We start from the raw sequence: 24,059 nt of genomic DNA on the forward strand, positions 1-24,059 counted from the left end.
AACGAATAGATAAGACATATTTTCGGAAGGAGGAGTTACGTATGACTCGTAAAGGAACGATTGCAAAACGTGATGTTTTGCCAGATCCTATGTATAACTCTAAGTTAGTAACTCGTTTAATCAACCGTGTAATGGTTGACGGCAAACGTGGTACTGCTTCAAATATCGTATACAATGCTTTTAGCACTATTAAAGAATCAACAGGAAATGATCCATTGGAAGTTTTTGAACAAGCAATGGAAAATATTATGCCTGTATTAGAAGTTAAAGCTCGCCGTGTTGGGGGTTCTAACTATCAAGTACCCGTTGAAGTACGTCCAGAACGTCGTACTACTTTAGGTCTTCGTTGGGTTGTAAACTACGCTCGTTTGCGTGGGGAACATACAATGGAAGAACGCTTGGCAAAAGAAATCATGGATGCTGCTAACAATACTGGAGCTTCTGTGAAAAAACGCGAAGATACACACAAAATGGCGGAAGCCAACCGTGCATTTGCTCATTATCGTTGGTAAGATTTTTTCTGCTGACGAAGGTCAACAGATGTCTGGCCAAACAACATTTATTTAATATAAGAGAGGAGCAAACAAAGAAATGGCAAGAGAATTTTCTCTAGATAATACTCGTAATATCGGGATCATGGCTCACGTTGACGCTGGTAAAACAACAACAACAGAGCGTGTCTTATACTACACTGGTAAAATCCATAAAATTGGAGAAACCCACGAAGGCGCTTCTCAAATGGACTGGATGGAACAAGAACAAGAACGTGGTATCACGATCACCTCTGCTGCTACTACAGCGCAATGGAAAGGTCACCGCGTAAACATCATTGATACCCCAGGACACGTGGACTTCACAATCGAAGTTCAACGTTCATTACGTGTACTTGACGGTGCAGTAACTGTGTTGGACTCACAATCAGGTGTAGAACCACAAACAGAAACTGTTTGGCGTCAAGCAACAGAATACGGCGTTCCACGTATTGTATTCTGTAACAAAATGGACAAAATCGGTGCGGACTTCCTTTACTCAGTAAGCACTTTACATGATCGTTTGCAAGCGAATGCTCATCCAATCCAATTACCAATTGGTGCGGAAGATGATTTCACTGGAATCATTGACTTAGTCAAAATGAAAGCTGAAATTTACACAAACGATTTAGGTACGGAAATTCAAGAAACTGAAATTCCTGCTGAATATCAAGAACAAGCTGAAGAATGGCGTGAAAAATTAGTTGAAGCAGTTGCTGATACTGATGAAGACCTAATGATGAAATTCTTGGAAGGTGAAGAAATCACTGAAGAAGAATTGAAAGCAGGTATCCGTAACGCAACTCTAGCAGTAGACTTCTACCCAGTACTATGTGGTTCAGCCTTCAAGAATAAAGGTGTTCAATTGATGTTGGATGCAGTCATTGACTATCTTCCAGCGCCAACTGATGTACCTGCAATCAAAGGTTTCAACCCTAAAACTGATGAAGAAACTGAACGTCCAGCTGACGATTCAGCACCATTCTCATCATTAGCGTTTAAAGTAATGACTGACCCATTCGTAGGTCGTCTAACTTTCTTCCGTGTTTACTCAGGTGTGTTAAACTCTGGTTCATACGTGTTGAATGCTTCTAAAGGCAAACGCGAACGTATCGGACGTATCCTACAAATGCATGCGAACACTCGTAAAGAAATCGAAACGGTTTATTCAGGTGATATCGCTGCCGCTGTTGGTTTGAAAGATACAACAACTGGGGATACTTTATGTGATGAAAAATCACCAGTTATCCTTGAATCAATCGAATTCCCTGATCCAGTTATCGAAGTCGCTGTTGAACCTAAATCAAAAGCTGACCAAGATAAAATGGGTGTTGCTTTACAAAAACTTGCTGAAGAAGATCCTTCATTCCGCGTTGAAACAAACGTTGAAACTGGCGAAACAGTTATCGCTGGTATGGGAGAACTTCACTTGGACGTATTGGTTGACCGTATGCGTCGTGAGTTTAAAGTAGATGCTAACGTTGGTGCACCTCAAGTATCTTATCGTGAAACATTCCGTGCTGCTACTAATGCAGAAGGTAAGTTTGTACGTCAGTCTGGTGGTAAAGGTCAATACGGTCACGTATGGATCGAATTTACACCAAACGAAGAAGGTGCCGGCTTCGAATTCGAAAACGCGATTGTCGGTGGTGTGGTTCCTCGTGAATACATCCCTGCAGTTGAAAAAGGATTAGAAGATGCTATGGCAAACGGTGTATTAGCTGGCTATCCATTAGTTGACATCAAAGCGAAGCTTTACGATGGTTCATACCATGATGTCGATTCAAATGAAACGGCCTTCCGTGTAGCTGCGTCTATGGCGCTCCGTGCTGCTGCGAAGAAAGCTAGTCCATCAATCCTTGAACCAATGATGAAAGTTACAATTACTGTTCCAGAAGATTACTTAGGTGATGTTATGGGTCACGTAACTGCTCGTCGTGGACGTGTTGAAGGTATGGAAGCGCATGGTAACTCACAAATCGTTAACGCTATTGTGCCGTTGGCTGAAATGTTCGGTTACGCTACAACGCTTCGTTCTTCTACTCAAGGACGCGGAACATTTATGATGGTCTTTGACCACTATGAAGATGTACCGAAATCAGTTCAAGAAGAAATCATTAAGAAAAACGGCGGTAAAGCTGAATAATTCTTAAAAGTCAATTGTTTTTTGACGGCTTTTTCTAAAAGAACTGTATTTTTAACAACGTTTCATGTAAAATAATTAACTGATGATATGGGCTCGCATCGCTTATGTGGTGCGGACCTATCAGATAAAAAACTAAACTCATTTACTTAGGAGGAACATTTTAAATGGCTAAAGAAAAATTTGACCGTTCAAAACCCCATGTTAACATTGGTACTATCGGACACGTTGACCATGGTAAAACTACTTTAACTGCTGCAATTACAACTGTACTTGCTAAACAAGGCGGAGCGGAAGCTATGGACTACGCTCAAATCGACGGAGCTCCTGAAGAACGCGAACGCGGAATCACTATCAATACAGCTCACGTTGAGTATGAAACTGAAAACCGTCACTACGCTCACGTTGACTGCCCAGGACACGCGGACTACGTTAAAAACATGATCACTGGTGCTGCTCAAATGGACGGAGCTATCTTAGTAGTATCTGCTGCTGATGGCCCTATGCCTCAAACTCGCGAACACATCTTGTTATCTCGTAACGTTGGTGTTCCTTACATCGTTGTATTCTTAAACAAAATGGATATGGTTGATGATGAAGAATTACTTGAATTAGTTGAAATGGAAGTTCGTGACTTATTGTCTGAATACGACTTCCCAGGCGACGACACTCCAGTTATCGCAGGTTCAGCTTTGAAAGCTTTAGAAGGCGACGCTTCATACGAAGAAAAAATCTTAGAATTAATGGCTGCTGTTGATGAATACATCCCAACACCAGTTCGTGATACTGACAAACCATTCATGATGCCAGTCGAAGACGTATTCTCAATCACTGGTCGTGGTACTGTTGCAACTGGTCGTGTTGAACGTGGACAAGTTCGCGTTGGTGACGAAGTTGAAATCGTAGGTATTGCTGAAGAAACTGCTAAAACAACTGTAACAGGTGTTGAAATGTTCCGTAAATTGTTAGACTACGCTGAAGCAGGCGATAACATCGGTGCATTACTTCGTGGTGTTGCACGTGAAGATATCCAACGTGGACAAGTATTGGCTAAACCAGCTTCAATCACTCCACATACAAAATTCTCTGCAGAAGTTTACGTTTTAACTAAAGAAGAAGGTGGACGTCATACTCCATTCTTCACTAACTACCGTCCTCAGTTCTACTTCCGTACAACTGACGTAACTGGTGTAGTTGATCTACCAGAAGGTACTGAAATGGTAATGCCTGGTGATAACGTAACTATGGAAGTTGAATTAATCCACCCAATCGCGATCGAAGACGGAACTCGTTTCTCAATTCGTGAAGGCGGACGTACTGTTGGTTCAGGTGTTGTAACAACAATCAAAGCTTAATCAACTTTAACGATTAGATTTTTATGCTCGGACGTAAAAGAGTCATCGGCTTGCCGGTGACTCTTTTTTTGACATTAAAGGGAGTATAACATTTTAAGCGGTCAAAGGATTGATACATCAATCTTTTGACCGCTTTTCATCTGGTCTTTTTCCTATTAAACTAGAGACATGAAACCCAATATTTTACACGCCATTTTCTTTGATGAATATCAGAACTGGGAGAAGTTCAATCAAAGGTACACGAGAAGGATTCGATCCGTTGTGAAAAGAGAAGTGAAGAAGTTTCGCGATTGTGGCGACCTTAAAAAAGGTTACCGCCTATTTGTCTGTGAAGGATGCCATGATGTAAAGAAAGTTGCTTTTCGCTGTAAAGGGAAATTTTGTCCAACTTGTGCAACAGGGGAAAGTCAACGGTGGGCAGAGGTTGCGGCGAATGATCTGTTTACAGTGACACATCGGCACGTCATCTTCACGATCGATGAAGGTTTACGTGAGATTTTTCTGAAGGAGAAGTATCGTAGGGAGCTTTTAAAAGGATTAATGGACGAAGCTGCACGGATACTATTAGATTTTTTTAGAAAACACCATATACAAGCTGGGGTTGTGGCAACACTCCACACCTTCGGTTCTCAGCTAGAATACAATCCGCATGTTCATTTAGTCGTCACCATGGGTGGACTGACGAAGGATGGAAAATGGAAGGACTATGACTATTTTCCGTTCGCAATGTTGAGGAAATATTGGCAGAATGCGGTCCTAAAGCTTATTCGAAGAACCTTATCCCAATGGGATAAGGCACGAGTCCAGCCGCTTTTACAAGCGGCGTACACGAAAAATGCAGAGGGCTTTTACGTGCATGCACCCAAAAGGAGCCGAACTTCTCTCAAAAAAATATTAGAATATATCAGTCGTTATATGAAACGTGGTCCCATTGCTTTAAATCGTATCCTTTTGTACGATGGGAAAATAGTGATGTTTCAGTATCACGATAAACGAACTAACACGGATAAGATAAAGACGATGTCGGCAGAGGAATTTATTGGTGCACTGATTCGTCATATTCCAGAGAACCAGTTCAAAACAATTCGTAGATACGGCATTTATAGTCGGCGGATCAAGACAATCATGAAAAAAGTAGTAAGTAATTACCAGAAAGAGATTCAACGAATGCTTGTGAATGTGAAGAAAGCACTTAAACCAAAATCATGGTGTGAACGAATAGCCGAAGAATTCGGAGTAAATCCATTGGAATGTACTAGATGTGGCGAATATTATGAATTTAGTGGAGTTAGTGTGTCTAAAAATGGACGACTTGTAGTGAAATATGCGAAGAATAAAGAATCGGAACGATTCATGCGAGAGGAGAATAAAAAAATTGGGGAAGAAGCATCGAAACGTAAGTATGAAAAAGAAAAAGAAGCAGCTTTTAAAAGCCTTCGATTCCAATGGAGTGGTTCATTACATTTGTCTTGAATGTGGGATAAAGGAAAAAATTCCAAAGGAAGTGGTTCAATTTTTGGATGCAGGAGATGTTGCATTTGATCCTGAGAACGCTCCGCAATTTGATTGCGAAAAATGCGGTGGAGAGATGTATCCAGAATATTATAAGAACGTACTTGGATACGAATTTAGAATCAGTGATCGACAATAAAATGATTCATCTAAACAAAAAGTCCTCAGGAGCGGTTTTCTCCTGAGGTTTTCTTATACATAAAGGGAGTATAAAATTTTCACATAAATAAATCGCTTTACAGCAGGAATATCCATGTCCGGCTTCACGAACTAGCTTTATCGGCAATAAGCAAAAATATTTCGAAATTTGAGAAACAATTTAGAAATATTTTGGTCTTATTGCTCAAAAGCTGTGCGAGTTCGCGAAGCCTTTCTTATGTTTAAAGGGAGTAGAAAATCTTCATGTGAATAAATCGCTTTACAGCAGGGATATCCGTGTTCGGAGTCACGAATGGGCTTTTCTAGGCAAGCTGCGCATACAGTTACGACAATAAGCGAAAATGATTCAAAAATTGAGAAGCGTTGAGTAGGTACCGATCAATATTCGTTCTCTACGATCACTGTATTTCTTAGCAACTTAGAAACGTTTTGGTCTTATTGGTGAGAAAAAAGCGATCGCTAGCAGAGCTGAAGTGAAACAGTATCTGTCTGATGTACAAAAGCTAGGCGAGTCCGCGAAGTCGTTCTCGTCTTAAATGCAATTAGTTTCTCTCGTTGCGAAATTTTAGTAATATAGCATCAAGGAATTTCAAGGGGGAAGAAAAATGATTATTATCCCACTGCCTCATTATGGCTTTGATCCTACAGAAGCAGCTGTGCCATGGCGTTATCTAAAAAAACAAGATGTAGAGATTGTCTTTGCGACACCAGATGGTCAAGTAGCGTCGGCTGACAGCCGTTTGCTTACTGGAAAAGGGTTTGGACTATTTAAAAGAGTGTTGATGGCAGAAACAAGCGCACGTGACAATTATCAAGAGATGATTTCAAGCGATTCTTTTAAAAATCCTATTACTTATTCAGAAATCGAGGTTACTGACTACGATGGAATTCTATTGCCAGGTGGTCATGATAAAGGGATGAAGCCGTACTTAGAATCTGTGATTCTACAGAAAAAAGTTGCAGAGTTTTTTTCGGCAAAGAAATTAATAGGCGCGATCTGCCATGGGACTGTTTTAGTGGCACGTTCTGCTGATCTCAAAACAGGGAAATCGGTTATCTATGATTATCAAACGACTGCTTTGCTTAAACGTCAAGAAATGAGTGCCTATTACCTTACCGCTTTGTGGTTGAAAGATTACTATCGAACGTATCCTTTAGCGGTTGAAGATGAAGTGAAATCAGTCTTGCGTGACCCGCGCCAATTTAAGTCAGGGCGTTTCACTATGCGTCGTGATTCGTTAAGTGATAATGAGCCTGCATTTGTAGTGCAAGATCGCAATTATATTTCGGCTCGTTGGCCAGGTGATGCGCATACATTCGCCGAGGAATTTTATAGAAGTTTGGAGAAAAAGAATAAACCTTCCATTATATAATAGAAGGTTTATTCTTTTTTCTTTTAAAGGAAGGATTTTTATTTTCAGAAAATAAAATAGAAAAGTAAAATTTTCCTAGAAAATCCTTGCAATCATAGGCCCCGTGTAATATAATCATAAAGGTGCTGTTTGCAGAAGTGCGAATGACACTGGGGGGTTCGTTTTAGAATCCGCCGGCTTTGAAACGAGAGGTTGCGACACGCCCGGACGCTTTGCCACGAACGAGCGTGACGGAGATTTTCGTGGAGCTATGTCTACTTTTAAAATAGGCGAAGGAGGGAACAAGATGGCAAAACAAAAAATTCGTATCCGTTTAAAAGCGTATGAACATGGTATTTTAGATCAATCAGCGGATAAAATCGTGGAAACTGCAAAAAGAACTGGAGCTAGCGTGTCTGGCCCAATTCCATTACCAACTGAACGCAGTCTTTACACTGTAATCCGTGCGACTCATAAATACAAAGATTCACGCGAACAATTCGAAATGCGTACTCACAAACGTCTAATCGACATTGTGAACCCAACACCGAAGACAGTTGATGCTTTAATGAAGCTTGACTTACCATCAGGTGTGAATATTGAAATCAAACTATAATAAGAAGATGGAGGTGTAATCATGACCAAAGGAATCTTAGGGAAAAAAGTGGGAATGACTCAAATCTTCACTGAATCTGGCGAACTTATTCCAGTTACTGTAATCGAAGCTACTCCAAACGTTGTTTTACAAGTGAAAACAATGGAAAACGATGGTTACGAAGCTGTTCAATTAGGCTACCAAGATATGCGTGAAGTTTTGTCTAACAAACCTGCGAAAGGTCATGTTGCAAAAGCAAACACGGCTCCTAAGCGCTTCATTCGAGAATTCAAAGATGTTGAGCTAGGAGACTATGAAGTAGGTAAAGAAGTGAAAGTTGATACTTTCCAAGCTGGAGACATCATTGATGTTACCGGAACGACTAAAGGTAAAGGATTCCAAGGCGTTATCAAACGTCACGGACAAAGCCGCGGCCCAATGGCTCACGGTTCTCGTTATCACCGTCGTCCTGGATCTATGGGTCCTGTTGCACCAAACCGTGTATTTAAAAATAAAAAACTTGCTGGCCGTATGGGTGGCAACCGCGTAACAATTCAAAATCTTGAAGTTGTTCGCGTTGACGCTGACCGCAACGTTATCTTAGTAAAAGGAAATGTTCCTGGAGCTAAAAAATCATTAATCACTATCAAATCAGCTGTGAAAGCTAAATAATTAGTTAGAGGAAAGGAGGAACTAAGGAATGCCAACTGTAGCATTATTCAAACAAGATGGAACTCAAAACGGTGACATCACTTTAAATGAAGAAATCTTCGGAATTGAACCAAATGAAAGTGTTGTTTACGATGCAATCGTTATGCAACGCGCTTCATTGAGACAAGGAACACACGCTGTGAAAAATCGTAGCGCAGTTCGTGGCGGTGGTCGCAAACCATGGCGTCAAAAAGGAACTGGACGTGCTCGTCAAGGTTCTATCCGCTCACCACAATGGCGTGGAGGTGGCGTTGTCTTCGGACCTACACCACGTTCATACAGCTACAAACTTCCTAAAAAAGTTCGTCGCTTAGCAATTAAATCTGTTTTATCAGAAAAAGTTGCTGAAAATAATTTGGTTGCTGTTGATGCTTTAAGCTTTGACGCACCTAAAACAAAAGAATTTAAACAAGTTTTAACTAGCTTGTCTATTGATTCTAAAGTATTGGTTGTATTGGAAACAGAAAACGAAGTTGCAGGCTTAGCTGCTCGTAACTTATCAAACGTAACTGTTACTACTTCAGACAACGTTACTGTATTAGATGTAGTCGCTAATGACAAAATCTTAGCAACGCAAACTGCTCTTACTCAAATTGAGGAGGTGCTTGCATAATGAACTTACTAGACGTAATTAAACGCCCAGTGATCACTGAAAAATCTATGTTAGACATGGATGAAAAGAAATACACTTTCGAAGTGGACACTCGCGCAAACAAAACTTTGGTCAAACAAGCGGTTGAAGCTGCTTTCGACGTTAAAGTTAAAAATGTAAACATTATGAATGCTAAACCAAAAGCAAAACGTATGGGTAAATACCAAGGCTTCACTAAAAAACGTCGCAAAGCTGTTGTGACTTTAACTGAAGATTCAAAAGAAATCCAAATTTTTGACGCTGAATAAGCGTTAAAAAATCACTAGTAAATAGGAGGGAAACTAGACGTGGCGATTAAAAAGTACAAACCTACCTCAAATGGTCGTCGTAATATGACAAGTTCTGATTTCGCTGAAATCACTACTTCAACGCCTGAAAAGACGTTATTACAACCATTGAAAAACAACGCCGGTCGTAACAACAACGGTCGCATCACTGTACGTCATCAAGGTGGCGGACATAAACGTCAATACCGTGTTATCGACTTCAAACGTAATAAAGATAACGTGGTTGCTACAGTTCAAACGATCGAATACGATCCAAACCGCTCAGCAAACATTGCATTAGTTCATTATACAGACGGAGTGAAAGCTTACATCTTAGCCCCTAAAGGCTTGGAAGTTGGCATGACTATCGTATCTGGACCAGATGCAGATATCAAAATCGGAAATGCATTACCACTTGAAAATATTCCAGTTGGTACTGTAATCCACAACATTGAAATGAAACCTGGTAAAGGCGGACAATTGATCCGTTCTGCTGGTACAAGTGCTCAAGTACTTGGTAAAGAAGGAAAATACGTATTAGTACGTTTAAACTCTGGCGAAGTTCGTATGATCTTAGCTACTTGCCGTGCGACTATCGGTTCTGTTGGTAACGAACAACACGAATTGATCAACATCGGTAAAGCTGGACGTTCTCGTTGGATGCGTAAACGCCCAACTGTACGTGGTAGCGTAATGAACCCTAACGATCACCCACACGGTGGTGGTGAAGGTAAAGCTCCAGTCGGACGTAAAGCTCCAGTATCTCCATGGGGACAACCTGCATTGGGTTACAAAACTCGTAACAAGAAAGCTGCATCAGACAAGCTTATTGTTCGTCGTCGTAAGACTAAATAAAATCATTGACTATGTGTCGCATATTTTGAGAGGAGGTACACCATGGGTCGTAGTTTGAAAAAAGGACCTTTCGCTGATGATCATTTGATGAAAAAGATCGAAGCACAACAAGGTGTTGAAAAGAAAAAAGTTATTAAAACTTGGTCTCGTCGCTCAACAATTTTTCCTAACTTTGTAGGATTTACAATTGCTGTTTATGACGGACGCAAACATGTACCAGTTTACATCCAAGAAGACATGGTAGGACATAAATTAGGTGAATTTGCACCATCAAGAACTTATCGTGGACATGCCGCCGACGATAAGAAAACAAGACGTTAATTTTGAGGGGAGGATATTAACATGGCAGAACAAATTACATCAGCTAAGGCAACTGCGAAAACAGTTCGCACTTCTCCTCGTAAAGCACGTTTAGTAATCGATCTTATTAGAGGAAAAAGCGTAGCAGAAGCAATTTCAATTTTGAAATTCACACCAAACAAATCTGCAGGAATCATTGAAAAAGTGATGATGTCAGCAGTTGCTAACGCAGAAAACAACTTTGACTTAGATGTTGAAAATTTGGTAGTTTCTGAAGCATTTGTTAACGAAGGACCAACAATGAAACGTTTCCGTCCACGTGCAAAAGGTTCAGCTTCACCAATCAATAAACGTACAAGTCATATTACCGTTGTGGTATCAGAAAAATAAGGAGGGATAATCAGTGGGTCAAAAAGTAAATCCTATTGGAATGCGTGTAGGCATCATCCGTGAGTGGGATGCTAAATGGTATGCTGAAAAAGAGTATGCTGAATTTTTACACGAAGATTTGAGAATCCGTAAGTTCATCGCAACGAAACTTGCTGATGCCGCTGTGTCAACTGTTGAAATCGAACGCGCTGCAAACCGCGTAAACATTTCAATCCACACAGCTAAGCCTGGTATGGTTATCGGTAAAGGCGGATCTGAAGTTGAGAGCCTAAGAAAAGAATTAAATAAATTAACTGGTAAACGAGTTCACATCAACATCGTTGAAATCAAAAAACCAGATTTAGATGCAAAATTAGTCGGAGAAGGAATCGCACGTCAATTAGAAAACCGTGTTGCTTTCCGTCGTGCACAAAAACAAGCGATCCAACGCACTATGCGGTCAGGCGCTAAAGGAATCAAAACTCAAGTATCTGGTCGTTTGAATGGTGCGGATATCGCTCGTTCAGAAGGATACTCTGAAGGAACAGTTCCTCTTCATACGTTGCGTGCCGATATCGATTACGCATGGGAAGAAGCAGATACAACATACGGAAAACTAGGAGTTAAAGTGTGGATTTATCGTGGAGAAATTCTTCCTACAAAGAAAAACACTGAGAAAGGAGGGAAATAATCATGTTAGTACCTAAACGTGTAAAACACCGTCGTGAATTCCGCGGTAAAATGCGTGGGGAAGCTAAAGGTGGTAAAGAAATCGCATTTGGAGAATACGGCTTACAAGCTGTTGATTCACATTGGATCACTAACCGCCAAATCGAAGCTGCCCGTATTGCAATGACTCGTTACATGAAACGTGGTGGGAAAGTATGGATTAAAATTTTCCCTCACAAATCTTATACTGCCAAAGCAATTGGTGTACGTATGGGATCTGGTAAAGGTGCTCCTGAAGGCTGGGTTTCACCAGTTAAACGCGGCAAGATCATGTTTGAAATCGCTGGCGTTCCTGAAGAAGTTGCTCGTGAAGCATTACGTCTTGCTTCTCACAAATTACCAATGAAGACTAAGATCGTAAAACGTGAGGAAATGGGTGGTGAATCGAATGAAGGTTAAAGAAATCAGAGAATTAACCACTGCCGAAATGCTAGATCAAGAAAAACAATTAAAAGAAGAATTGTTCAATCTTAGATTCCAATTAGCAACAGGTCAATTAGAAAACACTGCACGTATTAAAGAAGTACGTAAATCGATTGCACGCATCAAAACTGTGTTGCGTGAACAAGCTGACAAATAGTGGAAGGAGGCCATTTCCAGTATGACTGAAGAAAGAAATCAACGTAAAGTTTATCAAGGACGCGTGGTATCTGACAAAATGGACAAAACGATCACTGTTGTCGTTGAAACCAAAAAGAACCATCCAATCTACGGTAAACGTATGAAATATTCTAAAAAATACAAAGCTCACGATGAAAACAATGAAGCAAAAATTGGCGATATCGTGAAAATCATGGAAACTCGTCCATTATCAGCTACCAAACGTTTCCGTCTGGTTGAAATCGTTGAAAAAGCAGTGATTATCTAATCACACGAGATTTTCCTATATAGATGTTTTTTAAATCTGAAAGGAGGATACACAAGTGATCCAAGCAGAAAGCCGTTTAAAAATCGCGGACAACTCAGGCGCCCGTGAAATTTTAACTATTAAAGTTCTTGGCGGATCTGGTCGCAAAACTGCAAATATCGGTGATGTGATTGTTGCTACGGTTAAACAAGCAACGCCAGGTGGTGTTGTCAAAAAAGGTGACGTGGTTAAAGCCGTTATCGTTCGAACTAAATCAGGCGCTCGTCGTACTGACGGTTCTTATATCAAATTTGATGAAAATGCAGCTGTTATCATTCGTGATGACAAGAGCCCAAGAGGAACACGTATCTTCGGACCTGTCGCTCGTGAATTACGCGAAGGCAACTTCATGAAGATCGTTTCATTGGCACCGGAAGTATTATAATCGAAAGATTCAACCAAAGGAGGTGCGCAACAGTAATGTTCGTTAAAAAAGGCGATAAAGTAAAAGTTATCTCTGGTAAAGACAGAAATAAAGAAGGCGTAGTATTAGAAGCCCTTCCTAAAAAAGATAAAGTCGTTGTTGAAGGCGTCAATGTCGTGAAAAAACATAAAAAAGCCTCTCAAGATGCCCCTCAAGGCGGAATCGTTGAGGTGGAAGCACCAATTCATGCATCTAATGTTATGGTGATCGACCCTTCAAATGGAGAAGCGACACGCGTTGGCTACAAAGTGGTTGACGGTAAAAAAGTCCGCGTTTCTAAAAAAACCGGCGAAGCTCTAGATAAATAATTAAACAAGGAAGGAGGATCTTATAGATGAACCGCCTAAAAGAAAAATTTGTAAGTGAAATTACACCATCTTTGATGGAAAAATTTAACTATGATTCAGTTATGGAAGTTCCTAAAGTTGAGAAAATTGTCATCAACATGGGTGTTGGTGATGCGGTATCAAATGCAAAAAACTTAGACAAAGCCGTTGAAGAATTAGCATTGATCTCTGGTCAAAAACCAATTATCACTAAAGCTAAAAAATCAATCGCTGGTTTCCGTTTACGTGAAGGAATGCCTATCGGTGCGAAAGTAACACTACGTGGAGAAAGAATGTATGAATTCTTAGACAAATTAGTGTCTGTATCACTTCCACGTGTACGTGACTTCCACGGAGTAAGCAAAAAATCCTTTGATGGCCGTGGTAACTTTACTTTGGGTGTTAAAGAACAATTGATCTTCCCTGAAGTAGATTATGATTTAGTTGATAAAGTCCGCGGTATGGATATCGTTGTTGTTACAACTGCGAAAACAGACGAAGAATCTCGCGAATTATTAACACAACTTGGAATGCCATTCCAAAAATAATCAAGGAGGCGAAAAAATTGGCTAAAAAATCAATGATTGCTAAAAACAAACGCCCTGCAAAACATTCAACGCAAGAATATACACGCTGCGAACGTTGCGGACGTCCACATTCAGTTTATCGTAAATTTCATCTTTGCCGTATTTGCTTCCGCGAACTTGCCTACAAAGGTCAAATTCCCGGCGTGAAGAAAGCTAGCTGGTAAAATAAACTCGCATAAAGGAGGTAAACAGTTCAATGGTCATGACAGATCCAATTGCAGATTTTCTAACTCGTATTCGTAATGCCAACATGGTAAAACACGATTCAGTAGAAGTACCTGCTTCAAAAATCAAACGTGACATCGCAGAAATCCTTAAACGTGAAGGTTTCGTACGTGATGTTGAATATATCGAAGATGACAAACAAGGCATGATCCGTGTGTTCCTTAAATACGGTAAAAATGACGAACGTGTTATCACGAACTTAAAACGTATCTCTAAACCAGGCTTGCGTGCTTATGTCAAAGCTGACGAAGTACCAAAAGTATTAAATGGTTTAGGTATCGCAATCATCTCTACTTCAGAAGGTTTAGTAACTGACAAAGAAGCTAGAGGTAAAAACGTTGGCGGCGAAGTGCTAGCTTACGTTTGGTAAGATCAAACAATCCATGAGGAGGTGTCTTTAAGTGAGCCGTATTGGTAATAAAGTTGTCGTTTTACCTGCAGGAGTTGAAGTAACTCAAAACGGAAACGATGTAACTGTTAAAGGACCTAAAGGTGAATTAACTCGTACTTTTTCTTCTGATATCAAAATGAACATCGAAGGAAACGAAGTAACATTCACACGTCCAGATGACAGCAAAGAAATGAAAACAATCCACGGAACAACTCGTGCAAACTTCAATAACATGGTTGTTGGTGTTTCAGAAGGGTTCCAAAAAGCATTAGAATTAATCGGGGTTGGGTACCGTGCACAATTACAAGGGTCAAAACTTGTATTGAATGTTGGTTACTCACATCCAGTTGAGATGGTAGCTCCAGAAGGCGTTACAATCGAAGTTCCTTCTAACACTCAAGTAGTTGTTAAAGGATCAAATAAAGAAGTAGTAGGCGAATTAGCTGCGAAAATCCGCGGAACTCGTCCTCCAGAACCTTACAAAGGCAAAGGTATCCGTTATGTTGGCGAATACGTACGTCGTAAAGAAGGTAAAACTGGTAAATAGTAGGTTGAACCTACACGCGGCTTAGGCCAGCTTAATTAAAGAGGTGACAATTGTGATTACAAAACCAGACAAGAATAAAACACGCCAAAAACGCCACATGCGCGTTCGCGGAAAAATCTCTGGTACTGCTGAGTGCCCACGCTTGAACGTTTTTCGTTCTAACAAAAACATCTACGCTCAAATTATTGATGACGTAGCGGGTGTGACGCTAGCAAGTGCCTCTGCCTTGGATAAAGAAATTTCAGGTGGAACAAAAACTGAACAAGCACAAGCTGTTGGGAAATTAGTAGCAGAACGTGCTTCAGAAAAAGGTATTAAGAAAGTAGTCTTTGACCGTGGTGGATACCTTTACCATGGCCGTGTAGCAGCTTTAGCTGAAGCAGCTCGCGAAAATGGACTAGAATTTTAGGAGAAGGAGGAACACCATTCATGGTTTATATCGATCCAAAACATTTGGAATTAGAAGACCGCGTTGTAGCGATCAACCGTGTTACTAAAGTTGTTAAAGGTGGACGTCGTCTACGTTTCGCAGCACTAGTTGTTGTCGGTGACAAAAACGGTCACGTAGGCTTTGGTACCGGTAAAGCTCAAGAAGTACCTGAAGCAATTCGTAAAGCAATCGAAGACGCTAAGAAAAACCTAGTCGAAGTACCAATGGTAGGAACTACGCTTCCTCATGAAGTTATTGGTGTATTCGGCGGCGGACGTATCTTAATGAAACCAGCCGTTGAAGGTTCTGGAGTTGCCGCTGGTGGACCAGTTCGTGCCGTCTTGGAATTAGCTGGGGTTGCCGATGTAACTTCTAAATCTTTAGGTTCAAACACACCAATCAACGTTGTTCGCGCGACTGTTGAAGGCTTAACTCAATTGAAAAAAGCAGAAGAAGTGGCGCAATTACGCGGCATCTCTGTTGAAAACTTAGCTAATTAAGGAGGACGAATGACATGGCTGAATTAAAAATTACTTTAAAACGCAGTATTATCGGACGTCCTCAAAACCAACGTGATACTGTTAAAGCGTTGGGTCTTAAAAAAATGAACAGCACAGTTGTTAAACCTGCCAATGATGCAATCAAAGGCATGGTTAACACAGTGTCTCATTTAGTGGACGTAGAAGAAGTTTAAGAAAACAATGATGATGATTAAAATCTAAGGAGGTGCCCAATATAATGAAACTTCATGAATTACAACCTGCCGAAGGTTCACGTAAAGTTCGCAACCGCGTTGGACGTGGTACTTCATCAGGTAACGGAAAAACATCTGGACGTGGTCAAAAAGGTCAAAAGGCTCGTTCAGGCGGCGGTGTACGTTTAGGTTTTGAAGGTGGTCAAACTCCTTTATTCCGTCGTTTACCAAAACGCGGATTTACTAACGTGAATCGTAAAGAATACGCTGTAATCAATTTAGATGTCTTAAATCGTTTTGAAGATGGAACTGAAGTAACACCAGTTGCTTTAGTCGAAGCTGGAATCGTGAAAAACGAAAAAGCTGGAATCAAAGTTTTAGGAAACGGATCATTAGATAAAAAACTAACCGTTAAAGCAGCAAAATTCTCTAAACATGCTCAAGAAACAATTGAAGCTGCTGGTGGTTCAATCGAGGTGATTTAATGTTCAAACTTTTAAAGGACTCATTCAAAGTTCAGAACATCCGATCACGGATCTTGTTTACCGTCTTAGTGCTGTTAGTTTTCCGTCTAGGTGCACAAATCACTGTGCCGGGAGTTGACGCACACGGACTGCAAGGTTTGAGTGAAATGCCATTTTTCAGAATGTTGAATATGGTCAGCGGCTCAGCCATGCAAAACTTCTCGATCTTCTCAATGGGGGTTTCTCCATACATCACTGCTTCAATCGTTATTCAATTGTTGCAGATGGACATCATTCCTAAATTTGTTGAATGGTCAAAACAAGGTGAAGTTGGTCGTAAAAAGTTAAACCAAGCAACACGCTATTTAACTTTAGTCTTGGCTTTCATCCAGTCTGTAAGTATTACAGCTGGGTTTGACTATTTTGCACAATTTGGATTTGTTCCAAACCGCAACGTTCAAACGTTTGTGACAATTGGTGTTATTCTGACCGCAGGTACAATGTTTGTTACATGGTTGGGAGAACAGATCACTGAAAAAGGTATCGGTAACGGAGTATCAATGATCATCTTTGCGGGAATCATTTCACGATTACCACAAAGCATCAAAGATATTTATGACGATTATTTCGTGAACATCGATTCTAGTGATCTTTGGAAGTCAGTTATTTTTATTGTAATTTTACTTATCGCGATTGTGTTGATTGTTGTTTTTGTAACGTACTTTCAACAAGCGGAAAGAAAAATTCCAATTCAATATACAAAACAAGTTGTTGGGGCACCGACAAGCAGTTATTTGCCTTTAAAAGTGAATGCTGCCGGAGTTATTCCAGTTATCTTTGCCAGTTCATTCATTGCTACGCCAAATGCGGTGTTGCAAGCTTTGGCTAGTAAGTATAGCGCGGAAGGCTGGTATGATATTTTAACGAAGCTATTTAGTTATAATACTGTTCCTGGTGCTGCAATCTATACTGTTCTGATTGTTTCCTTCACTTTCTTCTATGCATTTGTTCAGGTTAATCCTGAAAAATTAGCAGAGAACTTACAGAAACAGGGAAGTTATATTCCTCGTGTAAGACCAGGTAAAGGGACAGAAGAATATGTTTCTGCAATTTTGATGCGTTTGAGTGTGGTTGGCGCTATCTTCTTAGGGTTGATCGCTTTGATTCCTATTATCGCGCAAATGGTTTGGAACTTGCCTCAATCAATTGGTTTAGGTGGTACCAGTCTTTTGATCGTCGTTGGGGTCGCGCTAGAAACTGCGAAACAATTAGAAGGACTCATGTTGAAACGACGTTATGTCGGATTCATGGATGAAGAGTAGATTCGTGTGTTGAGGGTTTTCCTCAACGCCGTTCTCGCTTCGAATATTTAGGAGGGAAAGCAATGAACCTGATCTTAATGGGGCTGCCAGGGGCAGGAAAAGGAACACAAGCAGAAAGAATTGTTGCAACGTACAATATTCCGCATATCAGCACGGGGGATATGTTCCGAGAAGCAATCAAAAACGAGACAACACTCGGATTGAAAGCAAAATCATATATGGATGCAGGGGATTTGGTCCCAGATGAAGTTACTAACGGTATCGTGAAGGAACGCTTAGCACAAAAGGACACGGATAAAGGGTTCTTGTTAGACGGTTTCCCTCGTACTTTAGATCAAGCCAAAGCATTAGCTGAAATGTTAACGGACTTGAACAAAAAGATTGATGCTGTGATTGAAATTCAAGTAGCAGAAGAAGTGTTAGTTGAACGTTTGGCAGGACGCTTCATGTGCCGCAATTGTGGTGCGACTTATCATAAAATCTTCAACCCTACTAAAGTAGAAGGAACTTGCGATCGTTGCGGCGGTCATGAGTTTTACCAACGTGAAGATGATAAGCCTGAAACAGTTAAAAATCGGTTGTCTGTGAACATTAAAAACAGCGAACCAATTTTAGCTTACTATAATGAAGAAGGTTTGTTATATCCAGTTGATGGAGATCGTGAAATTGATGCCGTATTTGCGGATGTAGAAAAGATTATCGAAAAATAATTTTGCCTGCCGACTTGAGATGCAGTTTATCTTGCCAAGTTCGATGTTTTATGATAGAATTTGTCAGTCCGACTTCTAGCTTTTTAGAAGTTTAACTTTAGAATTACGGTGGGAACTGCAGTTTCCGCCATTTTATCGTGTGAAAATGCGAAACAACTACAAGGAGGTACTCTGCGTGGCAAAAGAAGATATGATTGAAATCGAAGGAACAGTCGTCGAAACTTTGCCGAATGCAATGTTTAAAGTCGAATTGGAAAACGGACACGAAGTTCTTGCACACGTATCTGGTAAAATCCGGATGTATTATATTCGAATCTTACCTGGAGATAAGGTAACAGTTGAACTTTCTCCATATGATTTGAGCCGTGGTCGCATTACCTATCGCTTTAAGTAAGTTGTACTCCGTAAAACTTCAGGAGGTATAATCATGAAAGTAAGACCATCAGTAAAACCAATGTGTGAACATTGTAAAGTAATTCGTCGTAATGGACGCGTTATGGTGATTTGCCCAGCAAACCCAAAACATAAACAACGTCAAGGATAATTGGAGGTGTAATTAAGTATGGCTCGTATTGCAGGAGTAGATATTCCTCGTGATAAACGCGTGGTAATTTCACTTACTTATATTTACGGTATCGGAAATACTACAGCGAAACAAATTTTAGCCAGTGCAGGCGTTTCTGAAGATGTTCGTGTACGCGACTTAACAAACGAACAAACAGACGCTATCCGTGCTGAAGTTGATAAATTAAAAGTTGAAGGCGATCTTCGTCGTGAAACTAACTTGAACATCAAACGTTTGATGGAAATCGGTTCATACCGTGGAATTCGTCATCGTCGTGGCTTGCCTACACGTGGACAAAACACTAAGAACAATGCTCGTACTCGTAAAGGCCCAGCTCGCGCTATTGCCGGCAAGAAAAAATAATTAGTGAAGGAGGTATAAATCTTCATGGTAGCAAAGAAAGTCAATCGTAAACGTCGTGTGAAGAAGAATATTGAAACAGGTATTGCTCATATTCATTCGACTTTCAATAATACAATCGTCATGATCACTGATGCTAGCGGTAACGCTGTCGCATGGTCATCTGCAGGTTCATTAGGCTTCAAAGGTAGTAAAAAATCAACTCCTTTCGCTGCTCAAATGGCTGCTGAAACTGCAACAAAAGCTGCAATGGAACATGGATTGAAAAGTGTTGAAGTAACTGTTAAAGGACCTGGTTCTGGTCGTGAAGCAGCGATTCGTTCATTGCAAGCAACTGGTTTAGAAGTAACTGCAATTCGTGACGTGACTCCAGTACCTCATAATGGATGCCGCCCTCCAAAACGCCGTCGTGTTTAATGAGTGCCCAACTCTATGAGTTTTACAGGAACGTCATTGAACAAGACACTTTTCGTTTTGAAAGGGGTAAAAGACAAGAATGATTGAATTCGAAAAACCAAGAATCACAAAAATTGATGAAGACAGAGATTATGGCAAGTTCGTTGTTGAACCTTTGGAAAGAGGTTATGGAACTACTTTAGGTAATTCTCTACGTCGTATTCTACTTTCTTCTTTACCGGGCGCGGCCATTACCAATATTCAAATCGATGGGGTGTTACACGAATTTTCAACCATCAAAGGTGTAAGAGAAGACGTTGTACAAATCATCTTGAATATCAAAGGTTTAGCGTTGAAATTATTTGCGGAAGAAGAAAAAACCCTTGAGATCGATATTACTGGACCAGCTACGGTAACTGCCGGCGATATTATCGTTGACAGCGACGTTGAAATCTTGAATAAAGATATGTACATTTGTACTGTTGCTGAAGGTGCGACATTCCATGCTCGCCTAACAGTAAAACCTGGTCGAGGCTATGTTCAAGCAGACGAAAATAAAAAGGAAGATATGCCAATCGGTGTCCTTCCAGTCGATTCTATCTATACACCAGTACGTAAAGTAAACTATCAAGTTGAAAATACTCGTGTTGGTCGTCGTGATGACTTCGATAAATTAACGATGGAAATTTGGACTGACGGATCGATCATTGCTCAAGAAGCATTGAGTCTTGCAGCGAAAATTTTAACAGAGCATTTAGATATTTTTGTAAATCTTACTGATGAAGCAAAAAATGCTGAAATCATGGTAGAAAAAGAAGAAACACAAAAAGAAAAAATGTTGGAAATGACCATCGAAGAACTAGACTTGTCTGTACGTTCGTACAATTGCTTGAAACGTGCCGGAATTAATACGGTTCAAGAATTAACGAATAAGTCTGAGCCTGAAATGATCAAAGTACGTAATTTAGGACGTAAATCACTTGAAGAAGTGAAAGCTAAATTGCATGATCTTGGTTTAGGACTACGTAAAGACGATTAATATTGTTGACAAAGGAGGGAAACCTACGTGAGTTATCGTAAATTAGGACGCACATCTAGCCAACGTAAAGCGATGTTGCGTGACTTAACAACTGACTTAATTATCAACGAACGTATCGTTACGACTGAAGCTCGTGCGAAAGAAGTTCGTTCAACTGCTGAAAAGATGATTACTTTAGGAAAACGCGGGGATCTTCATGCACGTCGCCAAGCTGCAAGCTTTGTACGTAATGAAGTCGCTGATGTTCGTGAAGAAAACGAAGCTGTTGTTGTTGAATCTGCATTACAAAAATTATTCAACGATATCGCTCCTCGTTACGCTGAACGTCAAGGTGGATACACTCGTATCTTGAAAACTGAACCTCGTCGCGGCGACAACGCCCCTATGGTCGTTTTAGAACTTGTATAATAATCACTCTTCACTTTATAGATGATTCTTTTAGAGTGTTATGATGTTGGAGATTTTCTCCGAGTCTAGCTCAGCGCCGCTTCCCAGAATGTCTGGGAAGCTGGCACTCATCATAAAGTGTTTTTTTATACCCAAAAACACTGTCAAGACAGATCGGTATACAAAAGCATTTTATTGAGTATCAAGGATTGATAAAGTGAAGCTTTTTTGCTAGTCTTAGTACATATTTGCAAAGAAGCGGAAAGGTGTAACCATGAAGCCAATTATTGAAATCAATCAAATTGAATTTAGTTATCAAGAAGAAACGATTCCTGCTTTAAGGAATGTTAGTTTTTCGATTAAAAAGGGCGAATGGATCGCGATTGTCGGTCATAACGGATCGGGAAAGTCAACGTTGGCAAAAGCAATCAACGGTCTTCATTTGCCACAAAAAGGAACCGTCACTGTTGGTGGCATGGAATTATCTGAGGAATCCGTCTGGGATATTCGCCGAATGGTAGGAATGGTTTTTCAAAATCCGGACAATCAATTTGTTGGGGCGACAGTCGAGGATGATGTAGCTTTTGGTTTGGAAAATCAAGGGATCGAACGAAGTGAAATGCAGCTACGTGTTCAAGATGCTCTGGAAAAAGTTAAGATGCAGGATTTTGCGACGCGTGAGCCTGCTCGTCTATCAGGTGGGCAAAAGCAACGAGTGGCCATCGCTGGGGTGGTTGCCTTACGTCCAGACATTATTATTTTGGATGAAGCGACAAGCATGCTAGATCCTGAAGGTCGTGACGATGTGATTGCAACGATTCGTAAGATCAAAGAAGAAAGTGATTTAACGGTTATTTCCATCACTCATGATATTGATGAAGCAGCTAGTGCAAATCGGATCTTAGTGATGAGAGAGGGTGAATTATATCAAGAAGGAACACCAGATGAAATTTTTTCTGCTGGACCTGAATTGGTATCCTTAGGGTTGGATTTGCCGTTTCCCGAGAAATTAAAATCGGCATTAAAAGCTCGCGGAGTTAATGTGCCGACGAACTATTTAGATGAAGAAGGGATGATTGATTGGTTATGGACATCCGTTTTGAAAAAGTAAGTTACGTTTATCAACCAAATACGCCCTTTGAACAACGAGCGCTTTATGATATTGATTTAACTATTAAAGAAGGTTCTTATACTGCATTAGTCGGTCATACAGGCAGTGGAAAGTCGACTTTGTTACAACATCTAAATGCTCTATTGAAACCAACTGATGGTCAAGTCATTATTGGCGATCGAAAGATTACTCCTGAGACGGACAATAAGAATCTAAAGCCCGTTCGAAAAAAAGTTGGAATTGTTTTCCAATTTCCAGAGGCTCAGCTATTTGAAGAAACCGTTGCAAAAGACATTGCTTTTGGTCCAAAAAATTTCGGTGTTGGTGAGGAAGAGGCGCTGGCTTTAGCAAAAGAAAACTTAAAATTAGTCGGATTAGATGAAGAATATCTTGAACGTTCACCATTCGAGCTTTCTGGAGGGCAAATGCGCCGTGTAGCGATCGCTGGGGTTCTTGCTATGGAGCCAGAGGTATTAGTCTTAGATGAGCCGACAGCAGGGCTAGATCCGCTTGGACGTAAAGAAATGATGGAGATGTTTTGGCAGCTGCATCAGAAAAAAAATATAACAATCGTCTTGGTCACTCATTTAATGGATGACGTGGCTAACTTTGCTGATTATGTTTATGTTTTAGAAAAAGGGCATGTGGTGAAACATGGTGCCCCTCAGTCGGTATTTGATGATGTCGACTGGTTGAAAGAAAAACAACTAGGAGTCCCCCAAGCAACCGGTTTTGCGGAAAAAATGCAAGATCGTGGTGCAGCTTTTGAAAAATTGCCCTTGACAGAAAATGAATTGGCGGACTGGATCGTAAAAAAAGCAGGAGGTCCTGCTCATGATGAATAAGTTAATTTTTGGGCGGTTTATCCCAGGTGATTCGTTGATTCATCGCTTGGATCCGCGAGCGAAGTTAGTTGCTAGCTTTTATTTTATCGGCATTATCTTCTTGGCAAACAATTGGCAAAGTTACTTATTTTTAGGCGCTTTTACCATGTTTGCTGTAGCGTTATCCAAAATTAATTTGAATTTTTTTCTGAAAGGTGTTAGACCGCTAATCTGGTTGATCATCTTTACAGTCGCATTGCAAATGCTGTTTACCCGTGGCGGTACCTTATATTGGTCATGGGGTGTGTTTAGTCTTTCTTCTTATGGAATCCAAAACGGATTATTCATCTTCTGTCGATTCGTTTTAATTATTTTTATGTCGACGTTGTTGACATTAACGACACCGCCGTTATCAATGTCTGATGCGATTGAATCCTTATTGAATCCGTTAAAAAAACTTCATTTACCAGTACATGAGATTGCTTTAATGTTATCCATTGCTTTGCGATTTGTACCGACGTTGATGGATGAAACGGAAAAAATTATGAATGCACAACGCGCACGCGGAGTTGACTTTAATGATGGAAATCTGATTCAAAAGGTGAAAGCAATTGTACCATTATTGATTCCTTTGTTTGTCAGCAGCTTTAATCGAGCGGAGGACTTGGCAACTGCGATGGAAGCTCGTGGGTATCGTGGTGGTGAAGGACGTAGTAAGTATCGCAAATTGAAGTGGGCATCACGTGATACAATCGTCCTTATTGTTTTTGCTGTTGCTACAGTTATTTTAATCTTTTTACGAAGTTAAGCTTGGATAAATCC

Annotated in this window: 38 protein-coding genes; all 38 read left to right on the forward strand. The window is 40.4% G+C overall.

Annotation, left to right across the window (positions count from 1 at the left end):
- The first annotated feature begins 41 nt into the window (after window positions 1-41).
- The 38 genes from rpsG (at window position 42) to IGI44_RS01145 (ending at window position 24,045) form a co-directional block, all read left to right on the forward strand.
- Complete coding sequence (gene rpsG, locus IGI44_RS00960; protein ID WP_010782066.1) at window positions 42-512, forward strand: 30S ribosomal protein S7; 471 nt, start codon at window positions 42-44, stop codon at window positions 510-512.
- Between the two features lie 79 nt (window positions 513-591).
- Entirely contained in the window at window positions 592-2,676 is a 2,085-nt protein-coding gene (gene fusA / locus IGI44_RS00965) for an elongation factor G (RefSeq protein ID WP_438785897.1), read from the forward strand.
- Between the two features lie 164 nt (window positions 2,677-2,840).
- Window positions 2,841-4,028, forward strand: coding sequence for an elongation factor Tu (tuf, locus tag IGI44_RS00970; RefSeq protein ID WP_438785898.1), 1,188 nt, complete (start codon window positions 2,841-2,843; stop codon window positions 4,026-4,028).
- Window positions 4,029-4,196: 168 nt separating this feature from the next.
- The gene (locus IGI44_RS00975) at window positions 4,197-5,501 is read left to right on the forward strand and encodes an IS91 family transposase (RefSeq protein WP_438785899.1); all 1,305 of its coding nucleotides are present in this window, start codon (window positions 4,197-4,199) and stop codon (window positions 5,499-5,501) included.
- Between the two features lie 43 nt (window positions 5,502-5,544).
- The gene (locus IGI44_RS00980; RefSeq protein ID WP_002302374.1) at window positions 5,545-5,679 is read left to right on the forward strand and encodes a hypothetical protein; all 135 of its coding nucleotides are present in this window, start codon (window positions 5,545-5,547) and stop codon (window positions 5,677-5,679) included.
- A gap of 625 nt (window positions 5,680-6,304) precedes the next feature.
- Window positions 6,305-7,072 (forward strand): type 1 glutamine amidotransferase domain-containing protein, encoded by a 768-nt coding sequence (locus IGI44_RS00985; protein WP_438785900.1) that lies wholly within the window; start codon window positions 6,305-6,307, stop codon window positions 7,070-7,072.
- Window positions 7,073-7,358: 286 nt separating this feature from the next.
- Window positions 7,359-7,667, forward strand: a complete 309-nt coding sequence (rpsJ, locus tag IGI44_RS00990; protein WP_010756438.1) for a 30S ribosomal protein S10 — start codon at window positions 7,359-7,361, stop codon at window positions 7,665-7,667.
- Window positions 7,668-7,688: 21 nt separating this feature from the next.
- Complete coding sequence (rplC, locus tag IGI44_RS00995; RefSeq protein WP_216406138.1) at window positions 7,689-8,318, forward strand: 50S ribosomal protein L3; 630 nt, start codon at window positions 7,689-7,691, stop codon at window positions 8,316-8,318.
- A 28-nt stretch (window positions 8,319-8,346) separates the two neighbouring features.
- Window positions 8,347-8,970 (forward strand): 50S ribosomal protein L4, encoded by a 624-nt coding sequence (gene rplD / locus IGI44_RS01000; RefSeq protein ID WP_010782061.1) that lies wholly within the window; start codon window positions 8,347-8,349, stop codon window positions 8,968-8,970.
- On the forward strand, window positions 8,970-9,257 hold the full coding sequence (locus tag IGI44_RS01005; protein ID WP_048717840.1) for a 50S ribosomal protein L23: 288 nt from the start codon (window positions 8,970-8,972) through the stop codon (window positions 9,255-9,257). The genes rplD and IGI44_RS01005 overlap by 1 nt, the downstream gene beginning before the upstream one ends.
- 39 nt (window positions 9,258-9,296) lie before the next feature.
- A complete protein-coding gene (gene rplB / locus IGI44_RS01010) occupies window positions 9,297-10,130 on the forward strand; it encodes a 50S ribosomal protein L2 (protein WP_438785901.1) in 834 nt (277 codons plus the stop codon).
- 42 nt (window positions 10,131-10,172) lie between these two features.
- On the forward strand, window positions 10,173-10,451 hold the full coding sequence (gene rpsS / locus IGI44_RS01015; RefSeq protein WP_016179475.1) for a 30S ribosomal protein S19: 279 nt from the start codon (window positions 10,173-10,175) through the stop codon (window positions 10,449-10,451).
- Between the two features lie 21 nt (window positions 10,452-10,472).
- Window positions 10,473-10,820, forward strand: a complete 348-nt coding sequence (rplV, locus tag IGI44_RS01020) for a 50S ribosomal protein L22 (RefSeq protein WP_010742755.1) — start codon at window positions 10,473-10,475, stop codon at window positions 10,818-10,820.
- 13 nt (window positions 10,821-10,833) lie between these two features.
- A complete protein-coding gene (rpsC, locus tag IGI44_RS01025) occupies window positions 10,834-11,490 on the forward strand; it encodes a 30S ribosomal protein S3 (protein WP_010747212.1) in 657 nt (218 codons plus the stop codon).
- A gap of 2 nt (window positions 11,491-11,492) precedes the next feature.
- Window positions 11,493-11,927: a 50S ribosomal protein L16 gene (gene rplP, locus IGI44_RS01030; protein ID WP_010747211.1), complete on the forward strand. Its 435-nt coding sequence runs from the start codon at window positions 11,493-11,495 to the stop codon at window positions 11,925-11,927.
- A complete protein-coding gene (gene rpmC / locus IGI44_RS01035; protein WP_010747210.1) occupies window positions 11,917-12,108 on the forward strand; it encodes a 50S ribosomal protein L29 in 192 nt (63 codons plus the stop codon). The genes rplP and rpmC overlap by 11 nt, the downstream gene beginning before the upstream one ends.
- 21 nt (window positions 12,109-12,129) lie before the next feature.
- Entirely contained in the window at window positions 12,130-12,396 is a 267-nt protein-coding gene (gene rpsQ, locus IGI44_RS01040; RefSeq protein WP_010742759.1) for a 30S ribosomal protein S17, read from the forward strand.
- A 55-nt stretch (window positions 12,397-12,451) separates the two neighbouring features.
- On the forward strand, window positions 12,452-12,820 hold the full coding sequence (rplN, locus tag IGI44_RS01045; RefSeq protein ID WP_010742760.1) for a 50S ribosomal protein L14: 369 nt from the start codon (window positions 12,452-12,454) through the stop codon (window positions 12,818-12,820).
- A gap of 35 nt (window positions 12,821-12,855) precedes the next feature.
- Window positions 12,856-13,167: a 50S ribosomal protein L24 gene (gene rplX / locus IGI44_RS01050; protein ID WP_216406131.1), complete on the forward strand. Its 312-nt coding sequence runs from the start codon at window positions 12,856-12,858 to the stop codon at window positions 13,165-13,167.
- Window positions 13,168-13,193: 26 nt separating this feature from the next.
- Entirely contained in the window at window positions 13,194-13,733 is a 540-nt protein-coding gene (rplE, locus tag IGI44_RS01055) for a 50S ribosomal protein L5 (RefSeq protein ID WP_010742762.1), read from the forward strand.
- Window positions 13,734-13,750: 17 nt separating this feature from the next.
- Window positions 13,751-13,936, forward strand: a complete 186-nt coding sequence (locus IGI44_RS01060; protein WP_028020384.1) for a type Z 30S ribosomal protein S14 — start codon at window positions 13,751-13,753, stop codon at window positions 13,934-13,936.
- 32 nt (window positions 13,937-13,968) lie between these two features.
- Window positions 13,969-14,367: a 30S ribosomal protein S8 gene (rpsH, locus tag IGI44_RS01065; RefSeq protein WP_010747206.1), complete on the forward strand. Its 399-nt coding sequence runs from the start codon at window positions 13,969-13,971 to the stop codon at window positions 14,365-14,367.
- A gap of 31 nt (window positions 14,368-14,398) precedes the next feature.
- Window positions 14,399-14,935, forward strand: a complete 537-nt coding sequence (rplF, locus tag IGI44_RS01070) for a 50S ribosomal protein L6 (protein ID WP_438785902.1) — start codon at window positions 14,399-14,401, stop codon at window positions 14,933-14,935.
- A 52-nt stretch (window positions 14,936-14,987) separates the two neighbouring features.
- Window positions 14,988-15,344, forward strand: coding sequence for a 50S ribosomal protein L18 (gene rplR / locus IGI44_RS01075; protein ID WP_016179479.1), 357 nt, complete (start codon window positions 14,988-14,990; stop codon window positions 15,342-15,344).
- 20 nt (window positions 15,345-15,364) lie between these two features.
- Window positions 15,365-15,865: a 30S ribosomal protein S5 gene (gene rpsE / locus IGI44_RS01080; protein ID WP_010747203.1), complete on the forward strand. Its 501-nt coding sequence runs from the start codon at window positions 15,365-15,367 to the stop codon at window positions 15,863-15,865.
- Between the two features lie 14 nt (window positions 15,866-15,879).
- Window positions 15,880-16,059, forward strand: coding sequence for a 50S ribosomal protein L30 (gene rpmD / locus IGI44_RS01085; protein ID WP_010747202.1), 180 nt, complete (start codon window positions 15,880-15,882; stop codon window positions 16,057-16,059).
- Window positions 16,060-16,103: 44 nt separating this feature from the next.
- Complete coding sequence (rplO, locus tag IGI44_RS01090; RefSeq protein WP_010742768.1) at window positions 16,104-16,544, forward strand: 50S ribosomal protein L15; 441 nt, start codon at window positions 16,104-16,106, stop codon at window positions 16,542-16,544.
- The gene (secY, locus tag IGI44_RS01095; RefSeq protein ID WP_438785903.1) at window positions 16,544-17,845 is read left to right on the forward strand and encodes a preprotein translocase subunit SecY; all 1,302 of its coding nucleotides are present in this window, start codon (window positions 16,544-16,546) and stop codon (window positions 17,843-17,845) included. Before rplO ends, secY begins: the two co-directional genes overlap by 1 nt.
- 62 nt (window positions 17,846-17,907) lie before the next feature.
- Window positions 17,908-18,555, forward strand: coding sequence for an adenylate kinase (locus tag IGI44_RS01100; protein WP_438785904.1), 648 nt, complete (start codon window positions 17,908-17,910; stop codon window positions 18,553-18,555).
- A 175-nt stretch (window positions 18,556-18,730) separates the two neighbouring features.
- Window positions 18,731-18,949 (forward strand): translation initiation factor IF-1, encoded by a 219-nt coding sequence (gene infA / locus IGI44_RS01105; RefSeq protein WP_010742771.1) that lies wholly within the window; start codon window positions 18,731-18,733, stop codon window positions 18,947-18,949.
- Window positions 18,950-18,982: 33 nt separating this feature from the next.
- A complete protein-coding gene (rpmJ, locus tag IGI44_RS01110; protein WP_010742772.1) occupies window positions 18,983-19,099 on the forward strand; it encodes a 50S ribosomal protein L36 in 117 nt (38 codons plus the stop codon).
- Window positions 19,100-19,117: 18 nt separating this feature from the next.
- A complete protein-coding gene (gene rpsM / locus IGI44_RS01115; RefSeq protein WP_438785905.1) occupies window positions 19,118-19,483 on the forward strand; it encodes a 30S ribosomal protein S13 in 366 nt (121 codons plus the stop codon).
- 24 nt (window positions 19,484-19,507) lie between these two features.
- Window positions 19,508-19,897, forward strand: coding sequence for a 30S ribosomal protein S11 (gene rpsK / locus IGI44_RS01120; protein ID WP_016179483.1), 390 nt, complete (start codon window positions 19,508-19,510; stop codon window positions 19,895-19,897).
- Window positions 19,898-19,976: 79 nt separating this feature from the next.
- Window positions 19,977-20,915 (forward strand): DNA-directed RNA polymerase subunit alpha, encoded by a 939-nt coding sequence (locus IGI44_RS01125; protein WP_010747196.1) that lies wholly within the window; start codon window positions 19,977-19,979, stop codon window positions 20,913-20,915.
- 27 nt (window positions 20,916-20,942) lie between these two features.
- The gene (rplQ, locus tag IGI44_RS01130; RefSeq protein ID WP_010782044.1) at window positions 20,943-21,323 is read left to right on the forward strand and encodes a 50S ribosomal protein L17; all 381 of its coding nucleotides are present in this window, start codon (window positions 20,943-20,945) and stop codon (window positions 21,321-21,323) included.
- A 253-nt stretch (window positions 21,324-21,576) separates the two neighbouring features.
- Window positions 21,577-22,413: an energy-coupling factor ABC transporter ATP-binding protein gene (locus IGI44_RS01135; RefSeq protein ID WP_438785906.1), complete on the forward strand. Its 837-nt coding sequence runs from the start codon at window positions 21,577-21,579 to the stop codon at window positions 22,411-22,413.
- Complete coding sequence (locus IGI44_RS01140; protein ID WP_438785907.1) at window positions 22,389-23,258, forward strand: energy-coupling factor ABC transporter ATP-binding protein; 870 nt, start codon at window positions 22,389-22,391, stop codon at window positions 23,256-23,258. Before IGI44_RS01135 ends, IGI44_RS01140 begins: the two co-directional genes overlap by 25 nt.
- Window positions 23,248-24,045 (forward strand): energy-coupling factor transporter transmembrane component T family protein, encoded by a 798-nt coding sequence (locus tag IGI44_RS01145; protein ID WP_438785908.1) that lies wholly within the window; start codon window positions 23,248-23,250, stop codon window positions 24,043-24,045. Before IGI44_RS01140 ends, IGI44_RS01145 begins: the two co-directional genes overlap by 11 nt.
- Window positions 24,046-24,059 lie beyond the last annotated feature (14 nt).

The sequence above is a fragment of the Enterococcus sp. DIV0756 genome (assembly GCF_051710745.1).
Taxonomy (GTDB): Bacteria; Bacillota; Bacilli; order Lactobacillales; family Enterococcaceae; genus Enterococcus_A.